Genomic DNA, 26220 nt, shown 5'->3' on the forward strand with positions numbered 1-26220 from the left:
TCATGTTGCAACACCCGCAGATTGACCCGGTGGCCATCGCCATCGGCCCCCTGAAAATCCACTGGTATGGCCTGACCTACCTGGTTGGCTTCGCCGCTGGCTGGTGGCTTGGCCGCCTGCGTAGCCGCAAACCCTGGTCGCCCCTGAATGAAGAGCAAGTAGGTGACCTGCTGTTTTACATGGCCCTGGGGGTTATTCTCGGTGGCCGTTTCGGGTATGTGGTGTTTTATAACTTCGATGCCTTCCTGGCCGACCCGTTATGGTTGTTGCGGGTGTGGGAAGGGGGAATGTCGTTCCATGGCGGCCTGCTGGGCGTTATGCTGGCGATGTGGTGGTTCGGGCGTAAAACGTCGGCCGGGTTCTGGAGCATCGCCGATTTTGTGGCGCCGCTGGTGCCGGTGGGCCTGGGCGCGGGCCGCATCGGCAACTTCATCAATGGGGAGCTCTGGGGCAAACCGACGGATGTGTCCTGGGGCATGGTGTTCCGCACCGCTCCAGACAGCCTGGCCAGGCACCCCTCCCAGCTCTACCAGTTTGCCCTGGAAGGCGTGGTACTGTTCGCCATCCTGTGGTGGTTCTCCTCCCGGCCGCGCCCGAAAATGGCCGTCTCTGGCCTGTTTCTGGCCTGCTATGGCAGCTTCCGATTCTTTACCGAATTCTTCCGCCAACCTGACCCGCAACTGGGTTACCTGGCCTTCGACTGGCTGACCATGGGGCAGGTGCTATCGTTGCCCATGGTTATTGCCGGCGCTGCCCTGATTGTTATTGCTTACCGGAGAAACGCTGCATGAAAGCTTACCTCGACCTGATGCAAGACGTTGTCGACAACGGATTCGACAAGGGTGACCGCACCGGGGTTGGCACCCGCTCCGTGTTCGGCCGGCAAATGCGCTTCAACTTGCAGGACGGCTTCCCCCTGGTGACCACCAAGAAAGTCCACCTGCGAAGCATCATCTACGAATTGTTGTGGTTCCTGAAAGGCTCCACTGACAACAACTGGCTGGCGGAACGAAAGGTCAGCATCTGGAATGAATGGGCACTCGATAATGGCGACCTGGGGCCGATTTACGGCAAGCAGTGGCGCAGCTGGCAGTGCCACGACGGTCGGGTGATCGATCAGATCAGCGAGGTTATCGAGCAAATCCGAACCAAGCCAAACTCCCGGCGCCTGATTGTCTCCGCCTGGAACCCGGCGGAACTGCCGGACGAGTCAGTCAGTCCTCAGGATAATGTGCGGGAAGGGCGCATGGCGCTCGCTCCCTGCCATTGTCTGTTCCAGTTCTATGTGGCGGACGGCAAGCTGTCTTGCCAGCTTTACCAGCGCAGTGCGGATCTGTTTTTGGGGGTGCCTTTCAACATTGCGTCTTATGCTTTGTTGACCCACATGATTGCCCAGCAGTGTGATCTGGACGTTGGTGAGTTTGTGCACACGTTTGGGGACTGTCACTTGTACAGTAATCACCTGACCGACGATATCGTGTTCGAGCAGCTAAAGCGCGAGCCCCGTGCGTTGCCGAAGCTGGTGATCAAGCGCAAGCCGGAATCGATTTTTGATTACGAGCTGGAAGATTTCGAATTCGAAGGTTATGACCCTTACCCGGTGATTAAGGCCCCGATAGCGATCTGACTTCGAGTTGCGGAGCGCGGACCGATTGGCTGGGGGGAGGCAGGTCAGCGGGTGGGGCTTTCCGAAAAACGCTGTGAATACGTCCGTGTACGCTTGGCTCCGCCATCCATGGCTCCGCACATTTTCGGAAAGCCCCACCCACTGCCCTGCTTTCGAACAATGGTGATCGAAGATCCCGTATGCGCAGTAAGGTTTTAAACAGTCCGGCCTGCCTGAATGGTTAAGCCGCAAGGGGGCGGGGATGCCTCTCCAAAAATGTGCGGAGCCATGGATGGCGGAGCCCAAGCCGCGCAGGGATGCCTTGAGGCGTTTTTTGGAGAGGCATCCCCGCCCTCTTGCCGCCCCCCAAGGCTCAAGCCAAAGGCCCAGAACTCCAGGTTATGAGGACCAAATATGAGAAAGGCACTGATTGTTGCGATGTCCCGGAATCGCGTCATTGGGCGGGACAACAAGCTCCCCTGGTATCTGCCTGGCGATCTGCGTTATTTCAAGCAGGCCACGATGGGTAAGCCCATCATCATGGGGCGGAAAACCTGGGATTCTATCGGAAGACCACTGCCGGGGCGGATGAATGTGGTGATTTCCAGAAACCCGGAATGGCAGGCGCCCGCCGGCACGGTTGCGGCGGCATCATTGGATGAGGCGTTGGTCAAGGCTCAGGCCCAGGCGGAGCTGGAGGGTGGTGATGAGGTAATGATTATCGGCGGTGGCCAGATCTACGCCGAGGCGCTGCCCATGGTTGACCGGATGTACATCACACAGGTACACGCCGAGGTAGATGGCGACGCTTACTTTCCGGAAGTGAACTGGGATGACTGGGAAGAAATCGGACGCGAAGATTTCTCCGCGTCTGACAACAATCCTTACGACTACAGCTTTGTCGTCTACCAGCGTAGCCGGTCAGCCTGACCGGCTAGCGGTTCTGGCCCTTAGCGCGGGGCGCGCTTGGGGCCATTGGCAGAGGGCTTGCCGCCTTTGCCAGCAGGCTTGCCCTTGGGCGGTCCCTTGCGGAAGCCGGGCTTGCCATCTTTGCTGAATTTCTTGCCGGGTCCACCCTTGCGGAAACCGCCTTTGCCCGGAGGTGGGCCTTTGCGGTCGCGACGGGGCGCTGCGGACACTTCCGGCAGGGCTTCGGGCTGCTCCAGCGGCAGTGAATCCGGCTGGGAGGCTTCAAGCAAGCAAGCCAGGGCGCCAGCAACGGCGGCCATGTCCATGTCATTGCGCTCGGCAATGTCGTCCAGCAGGGCAATGGCCTTGGCAGATCGGGGATCGTTGGTGAAGCCCAGCAGTTGCTCTTCAAACTGCTCTACCCGCATTTTCTGCAGCGCAGCCGGTGACGGCAGCTGGTACGGTTCCATCGGCGAGTTGGTGGCCCGCTCCAGGGTGCGCAGCCAACTGCGCTCGCGCGGTGTGACTAACAGAATTGCCTTACCGGTACGGCCCGCACGGCCTGTACGACCAACCCGGTGGATGTACGCCTCGGTGTCGTAGGGCACGTCGTAGTTGATCACGTGGGTAATCCGGGGTACGTCCAGACCACGGGCAGCAACATCGGTGGCGATGATGATGTCTTTCTTGCCGCGCTTGAGGTCTTCTACGGTCTGTTCACGCTGGCGCTGGTTGAGGTCACCGCTCAGGGGCGCAACCGCATGGCCTCGGGCTGACAGTTTTTCCGCCAGCAGAGTGGTCTCGGCCTTGGTGCGCACGAAGATAATAGAGGCGTCGAACGGCTCCACTTCCAGGATGCGGGTCAGGGCGTCCAGCTTGCGCTCCGCGTAGACTGGCAGAACGAACTGGGCGATACGCTCAACGGTGCGGGTTTCGCTTTCGATGCGTACTTCCGTGGCGTTCTTCAGATAGGTTTGGGCAACCTTTTTGATCTGCGGCGGCATGGTGGCCGAGAACAGGGCGCGCTGACAGGTGTCCGGAGTCTTCGCCAGAATTGCCTCTACGTCGTCAATAAAGCCCATGCGCAGCATTTCGTCTGCTTCATCCAGCACCAGTGCCTTCAGACTGCCCAGCTTCAGGGTACCTTTGCGCAGGTGGTCCAGCATCCGGCCTGGCGTACCCACGATGACCTGGGCGCCACGCTTCAGGCCGCGAATCTGTGGCGCAAAATCCTGGCCACCGTAAATCGGCAGAACGTGGAAGTGTTTAAACTTGCTGGCGTAGGTGGTGAACGCCTCGGCCACCTGAATGGCCAGCTCCCGGGTAGGGGCAAGCACCAGAATCTGGGGCTCTGCAACGCTGGCATCAATACGGCTCAGCAGCGGCAGTGCAAACGCGGCCGTTTTGCCAGTACCGGTCTGGGCAACACCCAGTAGGTGGTTGCCGGCCAGCAAGGCTGGAATGGATTGCGCCTGGATGGGCGACGGAGTTTCATAGCCAACTGCGGAGACGGCTTCCAGTACTGCTGGATCCAGCCCCAGTTCGGCAAAAGACAATTCTGACATGAATGTACTCGGTATTCGGAGGGTATCGCATTACAAAGGCAATGCATGATTTTGAAACATTATAGTCGGTTTGGACAGTCTTTAACATGACTATTGCCGGTAATAGGGTAGGTAGTTGCCGGGGAAGCAGCTTGCCAGCTTCGGTAAACTGCGGCAGTCTTGGTGGTTTGCAGGCTAATTAACAGGAATGGAAGAGTATGACGTTCGATGAGCTTCTGAATTCGGTGGGCGAGGGCCGGGACGTTGTGATCCCGGCCAGTTGGGGGCAGGGACGGGCCACCTTCGGTGGGCTGGTAGCCGCGCTGGCATTCGACGTGATGGCGTCGAAAGTTGCCCCTGGCAGGGCCATGCGGGCGATGCAGGTGTCTTTTGTCGAGCCGGTGGAACCGGATGTGCCTGCGGTGTTTGAGGCAGAGTTGTTGCGTGAGGGCAAGGCGGTCTCTCAGGTACAGGGGCGAATTCTGCAAAACGGTGAGACCAGGCTGGCGTGCCTGGCGAGTTTTGGTGGTGATCGGGAGTCATCAGTTCAGGTGGCGCCATCGCCCGCCCCGGAGGCTGTTCCGGTAGACCAATGCCAGGAGTTGCCATACATTCCCGGAGTTACCCCGGAATTTACCCAGCATATCGACATGCGCTGGTCGTTCGGCAACATGCCGTTTTCCGGCAAGGGTGGTCGTGAGATGGGGGGCTGGATGCAGTTCCGGGAGACGCCCTCGGCCCTGACCGACGCGCACATTGTGGCGTTGGTGGATGCCTGGCCACCAGCATTATTACCGCATTTGAAGGGGCCCGCACCGGCCAGTTCCCTGAGCTGGGCGCTGGAGATTGTGCATCCGCGGCCGACCATGAAGCCGGGAGAGTGGCTGCTCTACAGGGCCACGATTGATCAGGCAGGCGCCGGTTACGGCCATACCCATGCCGGTATCTGGACTGAGAGCGGCGAACTGGTGGCGCTGAGCCGCCAGACGGTGACCGTTTTTGGTTGAATGGGTGGGGGCTCAGGCCGCCATTTCAGCTTTCAGGGCGTCCAGTATGACCCGGGCAAACTCCCTGGGGGAGTCCTCCTGCAGGAAATGGCCACCGCGCAGGGTAATGTGGGGCTGTCCAAGTGCCCCGGGAATGCGTCTTTGCATGTGACGATCGCCTCCCCGGGTGATCGGATCGCCATTGCTGAAACAGGTGATGAAGGGCTTGCGCCATTTCTCCAGGATCCGCCAGGCCTCGCGGTTGGCGGCGCTGGCTGGATCATCCGGTGAAACCGGAACCAGGCCCGGAAACGCGCGGGCGCCCGCCTTGAATTCCGCGCTCGGAAAGGGTGCCTCGTAGGCCGCCATCTCACCCGGGCTCAGAGCCCTTTCGGTACCCAGCTGTATGATGCGGGCCACGGGAAACCAGGGGCTGTGGCTGGCAAACGCTTTCCACGCACGGAACACCGCAGGCACCGGCGAGTCTCCGGTAGGCAGCATGCCGTTACCGACAATGATCCGGTTGAAACGTCTGTGGTGTTCAGCCGCCAATCGCAGGCCAAGCAGTGATCCCCAATTCTGACAGACCAGGGTGATGTTGGTGAGGTTCAGGTCTTCCAGCCAGCGGGTCAGCCAGTTCATATGGCTGCTGTAGCTGTAGTCCGTCACGCTGGCCGGTTTGTCTGATTTTCCGAAACCGATGAGATCCGGTGCCAAAACCCGATATCCCGCCTCTGCGACCATGGGAATCATGTGTCGGTAAAGATACGACCAGGATGGTTCCCCATGGAGCATGACGACCGGTGTGGCATTGGTCGGACCATGATCGACGAAGTGCATGCGCAGGTCTGGCTCAACGTCCAGATAATTTGCTTGGAAGGGATAATCCGGAAGGCCTGCGAAGCGGGCTTCGTCGGTTCTCAGAATACGCATGCCATCGACTGTCCTGACTGATTGGTTGCGTGATTGTCTTTACGGCAATCGTCGGAAATCAGGATAAATCAGATGGAAATTTTGTGTGTTTGAGTTGCGTAACAGTGCGTTGCCGGTTTGAATCAGGACGCGATATCAAACAGGCGTTCGGGGTTGTCAATCCGGGCCAAGGCATCGTCGCAGCAGTTGACGGCGCCACAGTCGTCGGCCGAGCACAGCCCGATGGTATGGCAATGGATGTCCTGATGGCCGTCGCCCTGGTTCCTGAAAATCCTGGCTCTGGAAAGAATGGAACGGCAATGGCCGCACAACAGTGTCGGCACGGCACTGCCTTCAGCCAGGATGGCGGTGTAATGGGTCGTATTTGTCATAATAATCCTCCTGATCCATAGAACATAAGGGCAAAATGTGACAGTTCAAAGTCGCCACAGTGATCCTGCGTTGGTTCGGGTTCAGCAGTTATACGTATCAGGCGTCAGGATCGACCACGGGGCGACGGTTTGAGCGTTTGTCCTCCCAGTCCAGGTCCTTGGGGTCGTACCATCCGAGTTTGTCCATAACCCGGTGCCGGGTATACTCGGACAGTGTTGGCCACAGTTCCTGGAAGTCTTCCAGCCCTCTATCCCGTTGCCTCTGCTGTTTGCTCTGCAAGCGGTTGATGGTGCGCGGAAGATGTAGGGCTTCACCCAGTTGACCAGGCACCAGAACCTCCTGCCCCATCACCTTGCGACGGTGCATACGCGAAGCCAGAACCTTCTGGAGTTCTGTTGCGGCCTCAAGGGCTGTTTCAACGGTAAAAGCGTCTGAATCCAACAACATGACCTGTTAATTGGCTGATCGATAACCTGATACTATATCGTGAAGGTGGCTATAGTGGCCACGCTATCGTGTTAGTCTGTTTTTTCGTGAAACGTTTATGGGCACCGCTCGCTTCAGGGTATGGGGATTATGTACACAAAACTTGAGACACGGACTTTTCTGGCGATGCTGGTGGGCGTTTCCATCGCCTTCGCGTTGTTGATGAAGCCATTTTTCGGGCCAATATTCTGGGCGATCGCCATTGCCCTGATTTTTTACCCGGTCAATCAGTGGCTGACCCGCCGTATGGGCGACAGGCCTAACATCAATGCCATGATTACCCTGCTGGTTTGCATCATCATAGTGGTGATTCCGGTGCTTGGGCTGGGAGCGGCCCTGATCACCGAAGGCATGGGGCTGTACCAGAAGATCCAGAGCGGTGAGATCCGTCCTGGTGAATACATTGACCAGGTCAACCGGTCGTTCCCGGCCATTCAGGCATTTCTGGGCCAGTTCGATATCAGTTTCGGTGAATTGCGGGATCGCGTGGTCAGTGTGTTTGTTGGGGGCAGCCAGTTCCTTGCCAAGCAGGCGCTGGGCATCGGCCAGAACACTTTCCAGTTTTTCCTCGGCCTGGCGCTCATGGTGTATCTGGCGTTTTTCCTGATTCGGGATGGCCAGAAACTGGTCGAGCTGCTGATCAAGGCGTTGCCCCTGGGTGATGAACGAGAGCGCCTGCTGTTTGCCAAGTTTGCCGAGGTTACCCGGGCAACGGTCAAGGGCAATTTGCTGATTGCCATCATTCAGGGTGCCCTGGGTGGCGTGATTTTCTGGATTCTGGGGATCTCCGGTGCGATCCTGTGGGGGGTGGTGATGGCCATTTTCTCCCTGCTACCGGCCGTTGGCGCTGCCATTGTGTGGATTCCGGCAGCGGTCTACCTGGCTGCCATCGGTGACGTGGTGCCAGCGGTCATTCTGACGGTCTACGGTATGGTGGTAATTGGCCTCGCCGATAACCTGTTGCGGCCAATCCTGGTGGGGCGAGACACCAAAATGCCGGACTACCTGGTTTTATTATCGACCCTGGGGGGGCTTGTCATGTTCGGTATTAACGGGTTTGTGATGGGCCCACTGGTGGCGGCACTGTTCATGGCATTCTGGGGCATTTTTATCCGTGAGTTTGGCAACGAAAGTTCTGAGAATGTGCCGAAGCGTGCGACAGGTTCTGCAGAGGGGGATTGATCTGTGTTAGGGTCTTGGTGTCGCCCGGGCTTGTGGAGATGGGCGCCACATAATAATAAATAGACCGATATCCCTGAGGTATCAGGAGCAGATCTGTGTCAACGACGAATCCATTCAGTCATCGAGCAAAAAAGGCGGCCATAGTCGCCGGAACCATCGCCCTCATCGGATTAACGTCCACGGCCTATGCCAACGACGTAGTCGCGCTCAAGCACGCCTTGTACGGTGCCGGCTACGAGATAGAAAACGTCAATCCGGAGCTGGACTCCAATACCCGAGCGGAGCTGGAAAAATTTCAGCGCGACCAGGGGCTTGCGGTCACAGGCTTGCTGGACGAGGCAACCGAGCGCGCTTTGGGTATGGCTGCTGCACAGCCGGTGGCCAGCGCGGCCGGCCAGGCCGGAGCTGCGCCGTCGGCGGAGGAGAGCGCCGCTGCCGCAACCGAGCCGGAGCCCGAGGAGGAAGAGGACAGCGGCTGGTCGCTCTGGTGACGGGTCGGTAGCCACAAAAAAGCCCGCCAGATATTCCCCAGGCGGGCTTTTTGTTGGAGCGTGGGAGTTCAGTCCAGTTTGGAGAGGTCCCGCACAGCACCTTTGTCGGCACTGGTCGCCAGCAGCGCGTAGGCCTTGAGTGCTGCAGAGACTTTGCGGTCGCGGGCGAGTTCGGGCTTCCAGCCTCTGGCGTCACGGTCTTTGCGACGTTTGTCCAGTTCTTCGTTGCTGACCTGCAGATTGATGCTGCGCTCCGGGATATTGATCAGGATAGTGTCACCATTCTCGATCAGGCCGATGGCACCGCCGGCGGCGGCTTCTGGTGACGCGTGCCCGATGGATAATCCGGAAGTACCACCTGAGAAGCGGCCGTCCGTCAGCAGGGCGCATTCCTTGCCGAGGCCCTTGGATTTCAGGTAACTGGTGGGGTACAGCATTTCCTGCATGCCTGGGCCACCACGGGGGCCCTCGTAACGGATAATCACGACTTCGCCTGGCTTCACTTCGTCACTCAGAATGCCGGCAACTGCCGCATCCTGGCTTTCAAAGACCCTGGCTTTACCCTCGAACACGTAGATGCTCTCATCCACGCCCGCTGTTTTTACCACGCAGCCGTCCTGGGCAATGTTGCCGAACAGAACCGCCAGGCCACCCTCGGAAGAGTAGGCGTTTTCAACGGACCGGATGCAGCCGTTCTCACGGTCGCCGTCCAGGCTGGGCCAGCGGGTGCTCTGGCTGAAGGCGGTCTGGGTGGGAATGCCCGCCGGGCCGGCCTTGTAGAACTCAACCACCTCAGCGGTGGGAGAACGCATGATGTCCCATACTTCCAGGGCATCTCTCATGGTTTTACTGTGTACCGTTGGCAAATCGACGTTGATCAGCCCGCCACGTTCCAGTTCACCCATGATGCCCATGATGCCGCCGGCCCGGTGTACATCTTCCATATGGTATTTCGGGGAGTTGGGAGCCACCTTGCACAGCTGGGGTACTTTCCGCGACAGTTGGTCAATTTCGGCCAGCGTAAACTCAACACCGCCTTCCTGGGCCGCCGCCAGCAGGTGCAGAATCGTGTTGGTGGAGCCGCCCATGGCAATGTCCATGACCATCGCATTCTCGAACGCGGAGAACGACGCAATGCTGCGTGGCAGCACGCTGGCATCGTTCTGCTCGTAATAGCGCTTGGTATTCTCCACAATTTGACGACCGGCGTTCAGGAACAGCTGTTCACGGTCGGCGTGGGTGGCCAGCATGGAACCGTTACCGGGCAGCGCCAGGCCAATGGCTTCGGTGAGGCAGTTCATGGAGTTGGCAGTGAACATGCCGGAGCAGGAACCGCAGGTAGGACAGGCGCTACGCTCGTATTCTTCGACCATTTCATCGGTGGCAGTCGGGTCGGCTGCGATCACCATGGCGTCCACCAGGTCCAGTTTGTGCTCGGACAACTTGGTTTTGCCGGCCTCCATTGGGCCACCGGAGACGAAGATTGTCGGAATGTTCAGGCGCATGGCGGCCATCAACATGCCTGGGGTGATCTTGTCGCAGTTGGAAATGCAAACCAGCGCGTCGGCACAGTGGGCGTTAACCATGTACTCGACAGAATCGGCAATAATTTCCCGGGAGGGCAGGGAGTAAAGCATGCCGTCATGGCCCATGGCGATGCCATCATCCACCGCTATGGTGTTGAACTCTTTGGCAACGCCGCCAGCCGATTCGATCTCACGGCAGACCAGTTGTCCGAGGTCTTTCAAGTGAACGTGGCCAGGCACAAACTGGGTGAAGGAGTTGGCAACGGCGATGATGGGTTTGCCAAAGTCTTCATTTTTCATGCCGGTGGCGCGCCAGAGCGCCCGGGCGCCGGCCATGTTGCGGCCAGCGGTTGATGTATGAGAACGGTACTGGGGCATGGTGTGCTGCTGTCTCCCTGGTTATCTGGTTGTACTTGAGCACAAAGGATACCAGATTAAACGCTGGTCGCATGGCTGTTTTGTCAGTGCGTGTTTACAATACGTAACAAGTAACGGGATATTTTGACCAGAATTTCGAGGGAGTCTGTCTATGGGTGGCCAGGAAAGCCTGCAGCTGCGTCGTCTCAAGGATTTCCAGCCATTGGGGCGGTTGACGGACGATCAATTGGTGTTGTTGGCCAGCCGGGCTGAACGCCGGACCCATGGGCCCGGCCAACGGGTGATGGAACGGGGCGTTCGCGACGGCCTGGACTTTTTCCTGATATCCGGAAAGGTAGAGCTCGAGTCTGTGGACGGCCGTAAAACGGTGATTGAGGCTGAAACGGAAAAGGCACTCAACCCCATCGCCCGGTTGCAGCCCAGGATGTACGACGTTACTGCGGTCAAGCCCTGCGAGTTTCTGGTCATTGAGCAGGAGGTTCTGAATCAGATGCTGAGATCGGCGCCGGTTGCCCAGGTGGAAATGGATTCCGGGGATGGCGGCGCCGATGAAAGTGAAGAGCATCACCTGCTGATGGAGTTTTACGCCGAACTTCGTTCCAATCAGCTCAAATTGCCCAGTGTGCCGGATGTGGCCTGGAAAGTGCGCCGGGTGGTGGACCGTGAAGACTCCACCGCGCTCGATGTAGCCAAGGCGGTCTCAGCCGACCCCGCCATGGCGGCAAAGTTGGTGCGGTCCTGCAACAGTCCGTTATACCGGGGGTTCAGTGATGTCCGGAACGTGCGGGAGGCGGTGGTTCGTTTGGGTATGCGAACCACCCGGCAATTGGTAACCGTATTTGCCATGCGCGAGGTGTTCAAGACTCGTCGGGCCTCGCTGCAGAAGGAAATGGAACAGCTTTGGCGGCATTCCCGGGAGGTGGCGGCCCTGTGTTGGGTGCTGGCGGATCACGCCACCCGGATTGACCCGGAAGAGGCCCTGCTGGCGGGCTTGCTGCACGATATTGGCATCGTTCCGGTCCTGGTGCAGGCCGAGCACCATGTGAACCTGTTTGCCGATGAAAAGAACCTTCAGCACGCCATGTCGGAGTTGCGGGCCGATGTAGGGTGTGCGGTTCTGGAGAACTGGCAGTTTCCGAAAGCGTTTATCGAGTCCGCCCGCCATGCAGAAGACTGGAGCTATGAGTGTCGGGAGTCTGCACCCCAGCTGGTTGACGTTGTGATCGTGGCGCAGTTGCATTCCATGATCGGATCCAGTCAGAATGCCGGCTTGCCCGCTTTTGACCAGGTGCCAGCCTGGCGCCGCCTGGGGGAACTGGATCTCAATGCCTCCCGGAGCCTGCAACTTTTGAGTGAGGCCCGTGAACGGGTAGATGAGGTGCAAAAGCTCCTGTCCATCCGATAACTACTGCCTGATGACGGAGTCTGCCCTGCAGTGAATGACACCATTATGAATGTTCCCCTGTTTCCGTTGAATTCAATTGTTTTGCCCAAGGGGCGCATTCCCCTCCAGCTGTTTGAGCCCCGCTACATCGACATGCTCTCCCGGTGTATGAAAGAAGACCGTGGGTTTGTGGTGATCTTGCTCCGTGAGGGCGGTGAAACCGCCCGGCAGGCGGCGTTCTACGATATCGGAACCTACGTGCGGATTATCGATTTCCAGCAATTGGACAGCGGGCTGCTCGGGATTACTGTGGAAGGTGAGTTGAAAGTGTCTGTTGTTCGCAGTTGGCAGCAGGAAGACGGCTTGAACCTGGGGGACGTGGAGTGCCTGATCGCAGAAGCCGAAAGCGAGGTTCCGGAGCGTTACCATGAACTGCCTTCCGTGCTGAGGGCGTTGTTCCGCCACCCGGTCGTCAAGGATCTGGGTATGGATGTGGACTACGAGGATGCCCGGGACGTAGGCTGGCGGCTAACGGAGCTGCTGCCCCTGGACAAGCAGGAAAAACAGCGGCTGGCAGAACTGCAGGATCCCCTCGAACGGCTGCAACGGCTTCAGGAATTGCTTGAGGCGCTGGAGCAGAATTAGTTCGGTGGCAAGGGCGAATAGGCCAGGCTGGCGGTGTCCCACTGGGTGATGAGGTACCCTGCGGCGAATGCCAGCCAGAGCATCACCGCCGCCCAGGTCAGGGCATCCGGCCAGATGGGTACCCGGTCGTAGCGACTGTAACTGGCCCGAATGGCGCCGGTAATGGCCATCCCCAGTAACACTCCTCCCAGTACATCGGTAAACCAGTGTACCCCCAGGTAGAGCCTGCTCAGGGCAATGGGCACCAGAGGCAAGGACAGCAATACATAGGTTTGCCAGCGTTGTCGCGTTCTGTTTTCGCCAGCGATGAAGCTGGCGGCCATGGTGACCAACACCGTTGCCCCTGCAGTATGGCCGCTGGGAAAAGCGCCTGAGGCCGGTGGCCTAAGCACCTGATCCGGGCGATCTACCATCAGGCCGGTTTTGACCAGCCATACGCAGGCAAAGCAGAGAGTCGCCGCCAGGGCAATGTGCAGGGCAGCGGCGTAATACCCCCTGAACGACAGAACTGCCACGGCCAGTACGGCCGCGCTGATCAGTACCGGAGGGTCGCCCATGAGCGTGGCGGCGATCACCGGAATATCCAGCAGCGGTTGTCGCAGCACTTCAAACCAGGCAACGACCAAGTGGTTCAGCTCGTTGATCCGCCGGCTGTAAGTAACCAACTGGGTCAGGATCACAAACATCGCCAGCGACCCGGTAGCCAGAACAATCGATGGCAGGGGGAATTCGCCTTTGCGGGCAGGCCGTTCGTTGGTGTAAAGCCGCCAGAACCGATGCGTGGTGTCGTAACGGGCCATAAACGACTCCAGCCAGCGGTAGGGCCTGCTGCCCTCGCCAACGCCAAGCCGGAACTGAAGAACCACCACATATAAAGCCACCAGCACCGCTGCGCTGATGCCAATAATCGGGTAGAAATGAGGTGGTGGTTCTATTTCGCTGGCGAGGGCGCTGCCGACGGCATAGCCCGGCAGCACATAGACCAGGGCCCAGCCGACCGCAGAAATCAGGTTGAAGGTAAGAAACCGGCGCCATGACATGTGCAGCGCACCGGCAATCAGCGGGATGACCGGGCGGATAGGGCCAATAAAACGCCCGGCAATCACACTTTTGCCGCCGTGGGCATTAAAAAAAGACTCGCCCCGGGTGATTAGCTCCGGGTAACGGCTGAAGGGCCAGACCGAATGCAGCCGCCCCCTGAAGAAACGGCCCACGGTAAAACTGATGAGGTCACCGAAAACCGCTCCCATGCCTGCCCAGGCCAGGGCTTCGGACAGGGGCATGCCGGATTTTCCTGCCAGTGCGGCAAAACCAAACAGCATGGCAACGCCGGGTACAACAATGCCGGCAATAGCCAGGGACTCCACCATGGCGGTTGCAAAGAGTGCCAGTATCAGCCAGCCGGGGTTGTCTGCTACCCAGGCTGCGGCACCAGCCAGCCAGCTTTCAATCATATGTCGACGGACTCTCCCGGGCTGAACCAGGCCGAATCCATACCCCGTTGACGAGCCTGATGCATTGCCTGATTGGCCCGGTTACGGAGTGAGACCGTACTGGTATCGCCGTTGCCGCGAGTGGTGCAGCCCAAGCTGACAGAGAGCCTGCCAATACCGCTCCACTCCCTTTCGCCAATGCTTCTTCGAATCCGCTCGGCGATGACGCGTACGCCCTCCTCTGGTGTGAAGGGGAGGATCAGGAAAAACTCCGAGTCGTTCAGGGTGTACAGGCTGTCGCCCGCCCGAATAACGCCAAACAGATGCTCGGTGACCGATTTAAACAGGTTCTGCAGCCCTGCTTTCCCGTGCAGGTCCCTTATTTCGTCCGTGTAATCAAAACTCAGGTTGATCACTGACAAGGGGTGGCCAGTGGCAATCGCTCTGCTGATTTCCTTTTGCAGGGTTTCGTCCAGAAACCGTGAGTTGTGGGCGCCGGTGACCGGGTCGGTAATAGCCAGATCTTCTGCGGATTGGGCGATGTGATCGTAGTGCCAGATGTACAGGGCGCCCACTGCAAGTGTCAGGATCAGGCCCATGGAGGTCATCAGTGCGTAGGCGGCGGAATTGCCGAACCACACAGCGCCAATCACCGGTACCAGGAGCAATGCCGACAGGCTCAATCCCTGGCGCAGCGGCAGAACCAGAAGATTCAGGATCAGGAGCGGCATCGCCCAGTGAGTTACTCCGGGGCTGTCCAGAACCAGAATGGCGGCCACCAGGCCTGCGTTGAGACCGGCCAGAATCAGCAGGTGCCCTGGGGCCGATAGCTGCTGGCGGCGACACACGAAGGTGTAGATCAGCCCGGCCAGCAACAGGCAGGTCATCGCCAGGGCGAGATAGAATAACTCGTAAAAGCCGTAGCGCAGGTTCTGCAGTGCCAGCGAGAAAATGAACAGGGCCGCCAGTCCGTAGCCGAAGCTGTGAGTCCAGGTTCTGAGTCGTGTTTCTGTCATCGCGCGTCACCTTCGGTGCCGGTGGGGCTCGGGACATCCGGGTGCAGCCAGTTGCTGTAGGCCTGGGTGCGGTTGCCCCCCTGTTGCTGCGCCCGGCGTAGCGCGTTGGCGGCACTGTGTTGCAGGCTGTCGGCGTCGTCGCCGATGTTCAGGCCGGCAATGCCGGTGCTGACGGTCAGTTTCATGCCGTGGGATGCCAGCAGCTTGCACAGGCCGTTGCGGATTTTCTCGGCGCTGGCGGTGGCACCCGCGGTATTGATACCCGGTAGGATAACCAGAAACTGCAGGTCGGCTACCCGGTAGTAAGTGTCAAAATCCCGAAGCTGGGAATGCAGGTAACGGCCAATTCTGGGCAGGATGGCGCGAATGTCTTCGTCCGGATCATTGTCGCTCAGGTGGGTGTCCAGCCCGATCATCATCACAGACATGTCGGTGCCCTCACGCTCGCTGCGCTGGATTTCCTTGTGCAGGTCGGCAGACAGGTACTCCCGGCTGGCGGCCTGGGTGAGTTCGTCGGTTCGCCTCAGTGGTGCCAGCTGCCGGGCCTTGTATTCTCGCAGGAAGATCAGCAGCGTGGAGAGCAGCGTTGACAGCACAAAGGCACTGATCATCTGGTGGCGGTCGGGAAGAGTCACGGCCCATTGGGTGGAAACCAGTATGGCAAAGGTCAGGAGCGCAGTGATCAGGGCTGCAATATAGGTTGGCATCAGAGCAAAAGTCACCAGCGGTAATGCATAGAGCCAGTGGCTGAGCGCCCAGGGGCCCTGCCAGAGTGCGACCAGTAACAGGATTGCCAGGATTGAATAGCTGGCTGTTTTGAAGTGTTTCCAGGGCCGGGCATGGTGGCTGGTGAAGCGTGGATTGCTGGCCAGGCTGATGCCCGCCGCCGCGGCGGCGCAAGCCGCCAGCAGGAATTCGCCCAGCATTATGCCGGCCGCGCTGGTGAGCGCAAGGGCAACAAAACCGGCTCTTGAGAGCCGGCCTGGCAGGAACTTTTCGGCCGACTGGGGCATGTTATCTATCCTTTGCTGGCGCATCCATTTGAATCTGTGCAGCGCTATAATAGTCGTTTGGGATGCGGACTTGAAACGGGAAAGGTAAAGTAGCGTTCCAGTTCCGGAATCAGTATGCAAAATATAAAGGTAATCCGATGGATGTAGCAGCCTACATGGCAGAACTCGGTCAACAGGCTCGGGCCGCCGCCCGGGAAGTGGCCCGTTCAACCACCGCCGTTCGCAATCAGGCACTGCTGGCAACCGCCAGGGCGTTGAGCGCTGCCCGCACCGAGCTGGTGCGGGCCAACCATAAGGATCTTGAAAATGGCCGGGCGAATGGCCTGGACGATGCCATGCTTGACCGCCTGGAGCTTACTGAGGCCCGCATTGACACCATGATTGAAGGGCTGAAGCAGGTGGCAGGCTTGCCAGATCCTGTGGGTGAAATTACCGACATGACCTACAGGCCGTCCGGCATTCAGGTTGGCAAGATGCGGGTGCCTCTGGGGGTGATTGGCATTATCTACGAATCCCGCCCCAACGTGACGGTTGAAGCAGCCAGCCTGTGCCTGAAGTCGGGTAATGCTACCATTCTGCGCGGAGGTTCTGAGGCTATTCATTCCAATCAGGCCATCGCTGCCTGCCTGGCGACCGGGCTGGCTGAAGCCGGTTTGCCTGAAACGGCAGTACAGGTGGTGGCGACTACCGACCGGGCTGCAGTAGGTGAACTCATTACCATGCCCCAGTATGTGGATGTGATCGTGCCGCGGGGCGGCAAAGGCCTGATTGAACGAATCAGCCGTGACGCCCGGGTGCCGGTCATCAAGCACCTGGATGGTGTTTGCCATGTCTACATTGACAGCCACGCGGACCCGGAAAAGGCGCTAAAGGTCGCCGTCAATGCCAAGACCCACCGTTACGGAACCTGCAACACCATGGAAACCCTGCTGGTGGATGAGGAAATTGCCGACGACCTCTTGCCTCTGCTGGCTCAGGAGTTGTTCGCCAAAGGGGTTGAGCTGCGTGGCTGTGAACGCACCCGGGCGGTCCTGCCCGATGTGATCGCGGCCACGGAAGAGGATTGGCACGCGGAGTACCTTGCGCCGATTCTTGCGGTGCGGGTTGTTGCCGGGCTGGATGCCGCCATAGATCACATCAACCGCTACAGCTCTCAGCACACCGAGAGCATCATTACCGAAAACTATACCCGTGCCCGCCGGTTCCTGACCGAAGTGGACTCCAGTTCGGTGATGGTGAACGCCTCTACTCGTTTCGCTGACGGATTTGAATACGGCCTGGGTGCGGAGATCGGTATCTCGACCGACAAGCTCCATGCCCGTGGACCGGTAGGTCTGGAAGGGTTGACGTCACAGAAATATGTGGTGTTTGGCGACGGCCACATCCGGGCATGATGTCATGCACGTGATCTACGGCGGCACCTTTGATCCGATCCATCATGGGCACCTACGCCTTGCGCTGGAGATAGCCGATGCCCTGTCGGTGACAAAGGTGCATCTGGTGCCCTGCCATATTCCACCGCATCGGGGCAGCACCGGCGCCAGCTCCGAACAGCGGCTGGAGTTGATCCGAATGGCCATTGAAGACGAGCCCCGCTTGCGGGTGGATGACCGCGAACTGCGCCGGGCTGGGGCCTCCTATACGGCCGACACCCTGCGTCAGTTGCGCCAGGAGCTGGGGCCGGATGAACCTCTGGTAATGGTGGTGGGCACCGATGCCTTTGCCGCTTTTGATCGCTGGCGTGAATGGGCCGACATGCCGGGTCTGGCGCACATTGTGGTTGTGAAGCGCCCTGGTGCGGATTTGCCCGTTGGTAGTGAGGCGGCTCGCCTGGTGCGTGAACGCCGGGCGGACGGCCCTGAGGCTTTAAGTTCAGCGCCTTGCGGGGCGGTACTGGAGCTGGATCCGCCCCTGCTGGATATCTCTGCAACGGGTATCCGGCAGCGCATCGCAGACGGGCGCTCTCCCAGGTATCTGACCCCGGATTCTGTATGGCAGAGAATCCAGGCGCTCGGCCTTTACGGTGCGTGCCCCGCCGGGAACTTTTAATGGTACAATTGCGTCTGAATATCACTTATCGGGCGGTCATCCTGGCCAGAGCCCGGAAAACAGGGTAATTATGCAGGCAGAACAACTGAAAGATCTGGTCGTAACCGCACTTGAAGATATCAAGGCACAGGACGTCAGTGTGATTGATGTCCGTGATCGAACCAGTGTTACCGACTTTATGGTTCTTGCATCCGGCACCTCAAGCCGTCACGTAAAATCCCTGGCAGACTCCGTCGTATCTGAAGCCAAAGATCAGGGCGTCAGAGCAAACAACGTTGAAGGCGAGGGTGGCAGCGACTGGATTCTGGTGGATCTGGGAGACGTGGTCGTGCATGTCATGATGCCTGCAACCCGCGAATTTTACGACCTGGAACGCTTCTGGCGTGACGCGCCGGACCTGGGTGCGGCGGGTCACGAGTAACCATGAAACTGCGTCTGATCTGTGTGGGGCAGAAGATGTCCGACTGGGTCAGTACGGGGTATAACGATTATGCTCGCCGGATGCCGCCGGAGCTGCCCCTGGAACTGACCGAAATTGCCATGGCTCACCGGGGTAAGAACCCGGACATTCCGCGGCTGATGCAGCGTGAAAGCGATGCCATCCTGGCGTCGGTCGCCCCCCGTGACCGGGTCATCGCCCTGGAAGTGGGCGGCAGGCCCTGGTCCACGGAAAAACTGGCCAGCCACCTGGAGAGCTGGCAACAAGACGGTCAGGATGTTTGTTTTCTGGTAGGCGGCCCCGATGGTCTGGCCGATGCCTGCCGGCAGCGAGCTGACCAGCAGTGGTCTCTGTCGCCGCTTACCCTGCCCCACCCCCTGGTGCGTATTGTGCTCGCCGAGCAGCTCTACCGCGCTTGGTCGATCACCCGTAACCACCCGTATCACCGGGCCTAGGAGTTTCCATGGCCTGGGGCGAATTCAAGGATACTGCAGCGGAGCGCCGGCTGTTCCAGCGCCGTGCCGTGGTCATGCTGGTGTTCGTCCTGCTAATGATGATCGGCCTGCTGGCGCGGATGTACCAGCTACAGATTGTCGAACATGAGATCTACACCACGCTGTCAGACAAAAATCGGGTTCAGGTCCAGTCTGTGCCACCGCCCCGGGGCCTGGTTTACGATCGGAACAATCTGCTGCTGGCAGAGAATCGCCCGGTGTTCAGCCTTACACTGGTGCCAGAGCGCGTGGCGGGTATGGAGGCCACCCTGGCCCGGTTGTCCGAGATTCTGGACATCGCCGAGGAGGACATAGAACGGTTTAAGAGGCGGCTTCGTGAACCCCGCCGGCCCTTCCAGGAAATGCCACTTAGCTACGATCTGGGCGAAGAGGAAATTGCCCGAATGGCGGTGCACCGGCATGAGTTCCCCGGCGTGGAAGTTCGCGCTGAACTGGTTCGATATTACCCCCACAGTGAACTGACGGCCCATGCACTGGGTTTTGTCGGCCGTATCAACCGGGAAGAATTGCAGCGTATTGATCCGGTCAACTATGCCGGCACCAACTACATCGGAAAATCCGGTATCGAGCGGTTCTACGAGCAGGTTTTACACGGAACGGTGGGCTACCAACACGTTGAAACCAACGCTCGGGGTCGTATTTTGCGGGTTTTGGAGCGCGTAAATCCAGTGCCTGGCGAAGACCTGCAGCTGCACCTTGACCTGCGCCTGCAACGTAAGGCTTATCAGCTGCTCGAAGGGCGTCGTGGCGCGATTGTTGCAATAGAACCGGAGACGGGGGGCATCCTGGCGCTGGCCAGCGTGCCGGGCTTTGATGCCAACAAGTTTGTCACCGGGATCAGTGTCGAAGACTACCGCAATCTCAGTACCGACATTGATAAGCCATTGTTCAATCGAGCCCTGCGTGGCCAGTATCCGCCAGGTTCCACGATCAAGCCCATGATGGCTATCGCGGCGCTGGACAGTGGCGTGACCGACCGGGAACGGAAGATCTGGGATCCCGGATACTTTCAGTTGCGTGAAGGTGGCCGGCGCTTCCGAAATTGGAACCGGTCTGGCGATGGCTGGGTAGACCTCAAGTATTCTATGGCCCGATCAAATGATGTTTATTTCTACGAGATAGGCGCCGAAATGGGCGTGGGTGTTATGTCTGAATACCTTGCCCATTTCGGCTTTGGTGAAGATGCTACTCTCGATGTGTCGGGTGCGTTGAACGGTCTTTTACCGACCGCAGATTGGAAGCGGGCGGCCCGGGGAGAACCCTGGTACCCAGGTGATTCCGTGAATATGAGTATTGGGCAGGGGTTCATGCTGGCAACACCCCTGCAGCTGGCAACGGCAACAGCGCTGATTGCCAATCGCGGTATATGGGTTGAACCCCGGCTGCTAAAAGATATTCGCGGTGACCGTTCCCCTGAGGAGTTTTTGCCCGCCGAAACTCACAAACCGTTAAGGTTAAAAAATACCGGCGATTGGGAATATGTTGTTGAGACTATGGAAGAGGTAATGCATGGTCCAAGAGGTACGGCGTTTTCATCTGGCAGGGATGCTAGTTATAGGATAGCGGGGAAAACCGGTACTGCTCAGGTATTCAGCCTTGGAGAAGATGAAGAATATGATGAAGAACAGATAAAAGAGCGCCTGCGAGACCATGCTCTTTTCGTTGGCTTTGCACCCTCTCGTAACCCCAAGATTGTGCTTGCTGTCATTGTTGAAAACGGTGGTGGTGGCAGCTCCACCGCTGCACCGGTTGCCCGGGCTCTGTTTGATGCCTGGCTCGAAGAGTTTCCTGCGGCCGACCAGTCATCGGTGATCAGTCAGGTTGACCAGGAGGGAGGGCTCTGATGGCATTGGGGAGCTTGCTCAATAACCCTGCCGATCACAATCTTGGCCGTTCGCGGGGTTTCTGGTCGGCCATTCACCTTGATCCATTGCTGCTTTTGCTACTGTTGCTGCTCATGGGAGCCGGGCTTTTTGTGCTTTACAGTGGCGCTGACCGGAACATTGAGGTGGTGAAGGCCCAGGGCATTCGGTTTGGTGTGGCGCTGGTGGTGATGTTTGTGTTTGCGCAACTGGACCCAGCCGTTTTCAGGCGCTGGGCTCCGTGGCTTTATGCTGTTGGCATGGTGGGGCTTGTGGCCGTTCTGTTGGTGGGCGTGGGGGCCAAGGGTGCCCAGCGCTGGCTGGCGATTCCCGGATTGCCCAGATTCCAGCCCTCGGAATTCATGAAGTTGGTCGTGCCTATGATGGCCGCCTGGTACCTGTCTCGTCATTTCCTGCCGCCGCGTCTTTCCCACGTTGCCGTCGGGTTGTTCATCGTGTTGATGCCCATGGCCCTGATTGTTCAGCAGCCAGACCTTGGTACTTCACTGCTGGTGGGTATGGCCGGGATATTCGTCGTGTTCTTTGCTGGCATGAGCTGGAAACTGATTTCGGCATTTTTTGCGCTGGTATCGGTGTCTGCGCCGATGATGTGGTTTTTTGTCATGAGGGACTACCAGAAGCAGCGCGTGCTGACCTTGCTTGACCCTCAGAGTGACCCTCTCGGGGCCGGCTGGAACATCATTCAGTCAAAAACCGCGATTGGTTCCGGTGGCGTGGATGGCAAGGGCTGGTTGCAGGGTACCCAATCCCATCTGGAGTTTCTGCCCGAAAGCCACACGGATTTCATCGTGGCGGTGCTGGCGGAGGAATTCGGTTTTATTGGCATGTTGCTGCTGATGACCCTGTACTTCCTGATCATTCTTCGTTGCCTGTATATTGCGGTCACCGCCCAGGATTCATTCAGTCGTCTACTGGCAGGTGCCTTGACCATGACCTTCTTTATCTACGTTTTTGTGAATGTGGGCATGGTCAGTGGATTGCTGCCCGTGGTGGGTGTGCCCCTGCCACTGGTCAGCTATGGTGGCACGTCCGGGGTAACCTTGATGGCAGCGTTCGGGGTGCTGATGTCGATTCATACCCATCGCCGTATGATCTCTGCGTAGCGGGTGTAAGCGATGATGGCTTGCCGGTAATGGTGAATCCTGCCGGGAACCCGTTACAATATTACAGGTCACTAAGGCTGGGTACCGGATGAAGATGCATGGGTTGCCGAACATAATGATCAGGGAACAAAGAACAATGTGGTTGGGGGTGCTGGTAAGCCTGGTTCTTGCGGGTTGCTCCAGTACGCCCAAGTCGACATCTTCAGAGCCGGATCACTCATCACGCTATACGATCAAACAGGATAGAGCTCCTTCCGGGAATTTCGATGTCTCGGGCCTGCAAGATGCGGTTCCTCGCTACGAACAGCCCCGGAATGCCGGCAATATGGCGCAGTACAAGGTGTGGGGTAAAACATACCGGGTGATGGACAGTAACGACGGCTACGTCGTCCGCGGCATCGCCAGCTGGTACGGCGAGAAGTTCCATGGTCACAAAACGTCCAATGGCGAGATATTCGACATGTATTCGATGTCTGCCGCCCACAAGTCCCTGCGCATACCGAGTTATGCCCGGGTGACGAACCTTGAAAACGGCCAGTCGGTGATTGTTCGGGTGAACGATCGCGGGCCGTTTCACGATGACCGGCTGATAGACCTGTCCTATGCGGCGGCCAAGAAACTTGGCTACAAATCCAAGGGTACCGCAAGGGTTGAGGTGGCGGCGATCACCGTTCGCGAAGATGGCTCCATGACGCTGGCCGGCAAACCGTTCAAGCCGGGTGTCGGGGCACCTGCTGTCGCCGCTGCTCCGGTGCCGGGCCAATCGGCGGGCGGGAGCAGTGGGCTGTTTGTTCAGCTCGGCTCGTTCAGCCAGCGCGACCCGGCGGAGGCCTTGCTGGCAAAGGCGCGGGGAGTCATCGAAACCCCGATGCGGGTGCGCGAAGTGACAACAGGCTCTGGCCGCTTCCACCGGGCCCAGATAGGGCCATTCAGTGATGAGTCCGAGGCCCGTCATGCACAGAATTTACTGGAATCCCGGGGCTTTGGTCAGTCTATCGTGCTGACCGACAGCCACTGATTCCTGAAACCCCAGAAGAAAATACACCTTACGACGAATGAACCTACCCATGGCTTTTAATTCAGTGATTCGCAGCTTTGTTTTTGTCTTGTCCCTGGCCCTCCTGCTGGTGGGGCAGGCGGTTGCCCAGTCGGCTTTGATTCCGTCTCCGCCCCAGATCGCAGGCAGTTCCTGGGTGCTGAAAGACCCTCTTAGTGGTCGTGTCATCATGGAGCATAACAGCCATGAACGACTGCCGCCGGCCAGCCTGACCAAGATGATGACGGCCTACATCGTTGAGCGCGAGCTGGATGAAGGCCGAATTTCCATGACGGACATGGTACCGATCAGCGTCAAGGCCTGGAGAACCGGCGGCTCCCGGACCTTTGTTCGGGAGGGTACACAGGTATCCGTGGAAGATCTTCTTAAGGGCGTGATTATTCAATCTGGCAACGACGCCTCCGTCGCGTTGGCGGAGTTTGTGGCCGGTAGTGAAGATGCCTTCGTGGATATCATGAACCAGCAGGCGCGCCAGTTGGGCATGAACAATACCAACTTTGAGAATTCCACCGGGTTGCCACATCCTAATCAGTATTCCACCGCTTATGACCTGGCCCTGCTGGCCAAGGCCATTATTGAGGACTACCCGGAGAACTACCCGTTGTATGCGGTGAAAAGCTTTACCTACAACAACATCCGTCAACCGAACCGGAACAGTCTGTTGTGGCGGGATGAAAGTGTCGATGGCCTGAAAACCGGCCATACTGAAGAAGCCGGTTACTGCCTGGTGGCCTCCGCCAAGCGGGACAACACCCGGCTGATTGCCGCTGTGATGGGAGCCAGCAGTGCTGAGGTGCGGGCCCGCGAAGTTCAGAAGATGCTGAACTATGGCTTCCGTTACTATGAGACGGAGCGCCTGTTCCGGGCCGGTCAGGAGCTGGTGGATGCCAAGGTCTGGGGTGGCAAGAGCGATCAGATTTCTGTAGGCCTGGCGGAGGATGTGTTCGTAATGATTCCCCGTGGTGCCCGGGATAAGCTTGAATCAACCGTAGACCTTGATTCTGTCATCAAGGCACCCATCAAGGTGGGGGATGAGCTGGGCCGTATCCAGGTTATGCTCGACGGTGAGGTGCTGGTGGATGAGCCTGCACTGGCACTGACGGACGTGCAGCAGGGTAGCGTTTTCAAACGGCTTTGGGATGCTGTCAAACTGTTTTTCGTACAACTGTTCAATTAAGGTGGTCGGCGAAAGCCAGCCGGGCATCGGGGGGTATCTGGCATGAGTGAGCCAAAAGCGCCGAAGATCGAGTTTCCCTGTGACTACGTCATCAAGGTGATCGGCAATTCCGCTCCGGATTTCACCGAGTTTGTCGTGGAAGTTGTGGAGCAGCACGCTCCCGGGATCAGCGAAACCGATATTTCGGTGACGGACAGTAGCAAAGGTCGATTTTCCTCGGTGCAGCTCAAGATTGTTGCCACGGGAGAAGCGCAGCTCAAGGCCCTGTTCGAAGATCTGAAAGCGAGCGGTCGCGTGCACATGGTGCTCTGACGCCATGGCTGACCTGATTGTCCGTTCATTGGGCCAGCAGCCCTACATGGAAGCCTGGGAAGCGATGAAAACCTTCACCGCCAACCGGGACGAAACCACCGTGGATGAGCTGTGGTGCCTTGAGCACCCGCGGGTGTTTACCCAGGGCCAGGCGGGCAAGGCAGAGCATATTCTGTTGCCGGGCGATATCCCGGTGATTCAGGTGGACCGGGGCGGGCAGGTGACCTACCACGGCCCCGGCCAGCTTGTTATCTATCTACTGATCGATCTGCCCCGTTGCAAACTGGGTGTTCGGGAGCTGGTGGATCACATCGAGCAGGCCATTGTTCGCACGCTTGCGCAATCGGGCATCGAGGCGGCGCCAAGGCAGGATGCGCCCGGTGTCTATGTCAACGGCGCCAAGATTGCCTCGTTGGGGTTGCGGGTACGCCGGGGTTGCTCGTTCCATGGTCTGGCGCTCAACGTCAATATGGATATGGAGCCGTTCAGCCGCATTAATCCCTGCGGCTACGCCGGTATGTCCATGTGCCAGGTCAGTGATTTCGAACCGGAAGCCAGCGTGTACAGCCTGGAGCATAGGCTTGTTCACGAGCTGGTCAGCGGTCTCGACCGCCAGCAGGTGGAGCTGCGACAGGGCTGGCAATGATGCTCAGGCGGCGACGCTGGCCTGGCAGGTACGGTTGCGGCCCTCGGACTTGGCCTGGTAGAGCGCTTCGTCTGATCGCTGCAGCAGGCGGTCAATCGACTCCGACCCCTGTATCGTTGCCACGCCAATACTGATGGTGGCCCGAATAACCTTTCCATCCACGGTAATGGTCTGGCTGGATACCGCCTGCCGTATCCGTTCGGCGGAGGCATAGGCATCCGCTAATGAGGTTTCCGGGAGCAGAATCAGGAACTCCTCGCCGCCCCAGCGGGCAATGGTGTCTACCTTGCGGCACTGGCTGGCCAGCGTTCTTGCGACCAGAACAATCATCTCGTCGCCGGCCTGGTGGCCGTAGGTGTCGTTCACACTCTTGAACAGGTCGATGTCCATCAGCAGGACTGAAAAGCCGCGCCCGCTTCGCAGGTAACGTTGATATTCATTATCCAGTTGCTCCAGGCCTTCGCGCCGATTGGCCAGCCCGGTCAGCGCGTCGTGTTTTGCTGCGTACTCAAACTCCTTGGCCAACTTGATCAGACCGAGCTTGCTGCGCCGGCGGCTCTGGTCAAGGATGTAGCAGGTCACCATGACGAACGCCAGGACGATGATCATGACAAGGCGGAAGGTGGCATTGTAGGGAGACGCAAACAAGGCGTCGCCAATCGGGCTGAACAACACCAGAACGGCCAGCCAGCCACCGAGGCAGGCGTAAATACCGACCCGGGCCTCACTGATGTAGAAAATAATCGGTGGGTAGGCAAACAGCCAGATAATTGCTGAACCGTCCTCCACTGCCTGCGTTGCCAGATAGGTAAACAGCGCGGTGATCAGGGTGATAAAGACCCGGCGATGAAAGGTCTTGTGGCCCACGAACAGAAAAGACAGGCTGTTGATCGCCAGCAACACAGCGAAACCAATCAGGAAGGGGGCAGTCACCGAGTCTCCCTGCTGCATGGAACGCCAGGAAAAAAACAGCAGTAGCGGCACAGCCGCCGCCGTAAGCCCGTTAATCAGGGCCGGTACCGGGATCTCACCTTTCACCCGGAACTGGGAAAGTTCAGAGTCAGGTGTTCTGGTTGTTGAAGGCTTCATGTCTTGGCTTTTATTGTAATTGACGAAAGTCACATTGTTCCTGTTA

At 58.5% G+C, this 26220-nt stretch carries 27 protein-coding genes; 18 read left to right on the forward strand and 9 right to left on the reverse strand.

The annotated features are described in order from the left end of the window. Positions 1-2: 2 nt before the first annotated feature. The 3 genes from lgt to ASQ50_RS15745 all read left to right on the forward strand — a co-directional run bounded on the left by lgt (position 3) and on the right by ASQ50_RS15745 (position 2536). A complete protein-coding gene (gene lgt, locus ASQ50_RS15735; protein ID WP_058090989.1) occupies positions 3-791 on the forward strand; it encodes a prolipoprotein diacylglyceryl transferase in 789 nt (262 codons plus the stop codon). After that, a complete protein-coding gene (locus ASQ50_RS15740) occupies positions 788-1627 on the forward strand; it encodes a thymidylate synthase (protein WP_058090988.1) in 840 nt (279 codons plus the stop codon). Before lgt ends, ASQ50_RS15740 begins: the two co-directional genes overlap by 4 nt. A 393-nt stretch (positions 1628-2020) precedes the next feature. Beyond that, on the forward strand, positions 2021-2536 hold the full coding sequence (locus ASQ50_RS15745; RefSeq protein ID WP_058090987.1) for a dihydrofolate reductase: 516 nt from the start codon (positions 2021-2023) through the stop codon (positions 2534-2536). Between the two features lie 20 nt (positions 2537-2556). Here the strand turns inward: ASQ50_RS15745 and ASQ50_RS15750 are convergent, their stop codons facing one another. Further along, the gene (locus tag ASQ50_RS15750) at positions 2557-4080 is read right to left on the reverse strand and encodes a DEAD/DEAH box helicase (RefSeq protein ID WP_058090986.1); all 1524 of its coding nucleotides are present in this window, start codon (positions 4078-4080) and stop codon (positions 2557-2559) included. A gap of 197 nt (positions 4081-4277) precedes the next feature. On the opposite strand from ASQ50_RS15750, the gene ASQ50_RS15755 reads away from it, so the two are divergent. After that, positions 4278-5066, forward strand: a complete 789-nt coding sequence (locus tag ASQ50_RS15755; protein ID WP_058090985.1) for an acyl-CoA thioesterase — start codon at positions 4278-4280, stop codon at positions 5064-5066. 12 nt (positions 5067-5078) lie between these two features. On the opposite strand, the gene ASQ50_RS15760 is transcribed toward ASQ50_RS15755, so the two are convergent. The 3 genes from ASQ50_RS15760 to ASQ50_RS15770 all read right to left on the reverse strand — a co-directional run bounded on the left by ASQ50_RS15760 (position 5079) and on the right by ASQ50_RS15770 (position 6797). Continuing rightward, positions 5079-5978 carry a haloalkane dehalogenase gene (locus ASQ50_RS15760; RefSeq protein ID WP_058090984.1) on the reverse strand — a complete coding sequence of 300 codons (900 nt, stop codon included), beginning with the start codon at positions 5976-5978 and terminating at the stop codon, positions 5079-5081. A 122-nt stretch (positions 5979-6100) separates the two neighbouring features. Beyond that, the gene (locus ASQ50_RS15765; RefSeq protein ID WP_058090983.1) at positions 6101-6349 is read right to left on the reverse strand and encodes a hypothetical protein; all 249 of its coding nucleotides are present in this window, start codon (positions 6347-6349) and stop codon (positions 6101-6103) included. A 97-nt stretch (positions 6350-6446) separates the two neighbouring features. Beyond that, positions 6447-6797: a hypothetical protein gene (locus ASQ50_RS15770; protein WP_058090982.1), complete on the reverse strand. Its 351-nt coding sequence runs from the start codon at positions 6795-6797 to the stop codon at positions 6447-6449. Between the two features lie 129 nt (positions 6798-6926). Here ASQ50_RS15770 and ASQ50_RS15775 point away from each other — a divergent pair, with 129 nt between their 5' ends. Continuing rightward, positions 6927-8018, forward strand: a complete 1092-nt coding sequence (locus tag ASQ50_RS15775; protein ID WP_058090981.1) for an AI-2E family transporter — start codon at positions 6927-6929, stop codon at positions 8016-8018. Between the two features lie 95 nt (positions 8019-8113). Beyond that, positions 8114-8509 (forward strand): peptidoglycan-binding domain-containing protein, encoded by a 396-nt coding sequence (locus ASQ50_RS15780; protein ID WP_058090980.1) that lies wholly within the window; start codon positions 8114-8116, stop codon positions 8507-8509. Between the two features lie 68 nt (positions 8510-8577). On the opposite strand, the gene ilvD is transcribed toward ASQ50_RS15780, so the two are convergent. Then, a complete protein-coding gene (ilvD, locus tag ASQ50_RS15785; RefSeq protein ID WP_058090979.1) occupies positions 8578-10413 on the reverse strand; it encodes a dihydroxy-acid dehydratase in 1836 nt (611 codons plus the stop codon). Between the two features lie 151 nt (positions 10414-10564). On the opposite strand from ilvD, the gene ASQ50_RS15790 reads away from it, so the two are divergent. Further along, complete coding sequence (locus tag ASQ50_RS15790) at positions 10565-11818, forward strand: HDOD domain-containing protein (RefSeq protein WP_058090978.1); 1254 nt, start codon at positions 10565-10567, stop codon at positions 11816-11818. A 45-nt stretch (positions 11819-11863) separates the two neighbouring features. After that, positions 11864-12442 (forward strand): LON peptidase substrate-binding domain-containing protein, encoded by a 579-nt coding sequence (locus ASQ50_RS15795; protein WP_058091021.1) that lies wholly within the window; start codon positions 11864-11866, stop codon positions 12440-12442. Here the strand turns inward: ASQ50_RS15795 and ASQ50_RS15800 are convergent. Genes ASQ50_RS15800 through ASQ50_RS15810 form a run of 3 tightly spaced genes read right to left on the reverse strand, consistent with a single transcriptional unit; the run spans position 12439 to position 15904 of the window. Beyond that, positions 12439-13896 (reverse strand): bifunctional DedA family/phosphatase PAP2 family protein, encoded by a 1458-nt coding sequence (locus tag ASQ50_RS15800; protein ID WP_058090977.1) that lies wholly within the window; start codon positions 13894-13896, stop codon positions 12439-12441. The two genes, ASQ50_RS15795 and ASQ50_RS15800, sit on opposite strands and share 4 nt — an antisense overlap. Beyond that, entirely contained in the window at positions 13893-14891 is a 999-nt protein-coding gene (locus tag ASQ50_RS15805) for a GGDEF domain-containing protein (RefSeq protein ID WP_058090976.1), read from the reverse strand. Before ASQ50_RS15805 ends, ASQ50_RS15800 begins: the two co-directional genes overlap by 4 nt. Next, positions 14888-15904: a GGDEF domain-containing protein gene (locus ASQ50_RS15810; protein WP_058090975.1), complete on the reverse strand. Its 1017-nt coding sequence runs from the start codon at positions 15902-15904 to the stop codon at positions 14888-14890. The genes ASQ50_RS15805 and ASQ50_RS15810 overlap by 4 nt, the downstream gene beginning before the upstream one ends. Positions 15905-16041: 137 nt before the next feature. Between ASQ50_RS15810 and ASQ50_RS15815 the strand changes: the two genes are divergently transcribed. The 10 genes from ASQ50_RS15815 (at position 16042) to lipB (ending at position 25085) form a co-directional block, all read left to right on the forward strand. Then, positions 16042-17298 carry a glutamate-5-semialdehyde dehydrogenase gene (locus ASQ50_RS15815; RefSeq protein ID WP_058090974.1) on the forward strand — a complete coding sequence of 419 codons (1257 nt, stop codon included), beginning with the start codon at positions 16042-16044 and terminating at the stop codon, positions 17296-17298. 4 nt (positions 17299-17302) lie between these two features. Continuing rightward, positions 17303-17953 (forward strand): nicotinate-nucleotide adenylyltransferase, encoded by a 651-nt coding sequence (nadD, locus tag ASQ50_RS15820; RefSeq protein ID WP_058090973.1) that lies wholly within the window; start codon positions 17303-17305, stop codon positions 17951-17953. 70 nt (positions 17954-18023) lie between these two features. Further along, positions 18024-18374: a ribosome silencing factor gene (gene rsfS / locus ASQ50_RS15825; protein ID WP_058090972.1), complete on the forward strand. Its 351-nt coding sequence runs from the start codon at positions 18024-18026 to the stop codon at positions 18372-18374. A 2-nt stretch (positions 18375-18376) separates the two neighbouring features. Next, positions 18377-18847 (forward strand): 23S rRNA (pseudouridine(1915)-N(3))-methyltransferase RlmH, encoded by a 471-nt coding sequence (rlmH, locus tag ASQ50_RS15830; protein WP_058090971.1) that lies wholly within the window; start codon positions 18377-18379, stop codon positions 18845-18847. A gap of 8 nt (positions 18848-18855) precedes the next feature. Further along, positions 18856-20751, forward strand: coding sequence for a penicillin-binding protein 2 (gene mrdA, locus ASQ50_RS15835; protein WP_058090970.1), 1896 nt, complete (start codon positions 18856-18858; stop codon positions 20749-20751). Further along, a complete protein-coding gene (gene rodA / locus ASQ50_RS15840) occupies positions 20751-21893 on the forward strand; it encodes a rod shape-determining protein RodA (protein ID WP_058090969.1) in 1143 nt (380 codons plus the stop codon). Before mrdA ends, rodA begins: the two co-directional genes overlap by 1 nt. Before the next feature lie 115 nt (positions 21894-22008). Further along, positions 22009-22911, forward strand: coding sequence for a septal ring lytic transglycosylase RlpA family protein (locus ASQ50_RS15845; protein ID WP_058090968.1), 903 nt, complete (start codon positions 22009-22011; stop codon positions 22909-22911). 49 nt (positions 22912-22960) lie between these two features. Further along, entirely contained in the window at positions 22961-24127 is a 1167-nt protein-coding gene (locus ASQ50_RS15850) for a D-alanyl-D-alanine carboxypeptidase family protein (RefSeq protein WP_058090967.1), read from the forward strand. Between the two features lie 42 nt (positions 24128-24169). Beyond that, on the forward strand, positions 24170-24439 hold the full coding sequence (locus ASQ50_RS15855) for a YbeD family protein (protein WP_058090966.1): 270 nt from the start codon (positions 24170-24172) through the stop codon (positions 24437-24439). A gap of 4 nt (positions 24440-24443) precedes the next feature. Continuing rightward, positions 24444-25085, forward strand: coding sequence for a lipoyl(octanoyl) transferase LipB (lipB, locus tag ASQ50_RS15860; RefSeq protein ID WP_058090965.1), 642 nt, complete (start codon positions 24444-24446; stop codon positions 25083-25085). A gap of 3 nt (positions 25086-25088) precedes the next feature. On the opposite strand, the gene ASQ50_RS15865 is transcribed toward lipB, so the two are convergent. Beyond that, positions 25089-26174, reverse strand: a complete 1086-nt coding sequence (locus ASQ50_RS15865) for a GGDEF domain-containing protein (RefSeq protein ID WP_058091020.1) — start codon at positions 26172-26174, stop codon at positions 25089-25091. Between the last annotated feature and the right edge of the window lie 46 nt (positions 26175-26220).

The organism is Marinobacter sp. LQ44 (assembly GCF_001447155.2).
Classification (GTDB): Bacteria; Pseudomonadota; Gammaproteobacteria; order Pseudomonadales; family Oleiphilaceae; genus Marinobacter.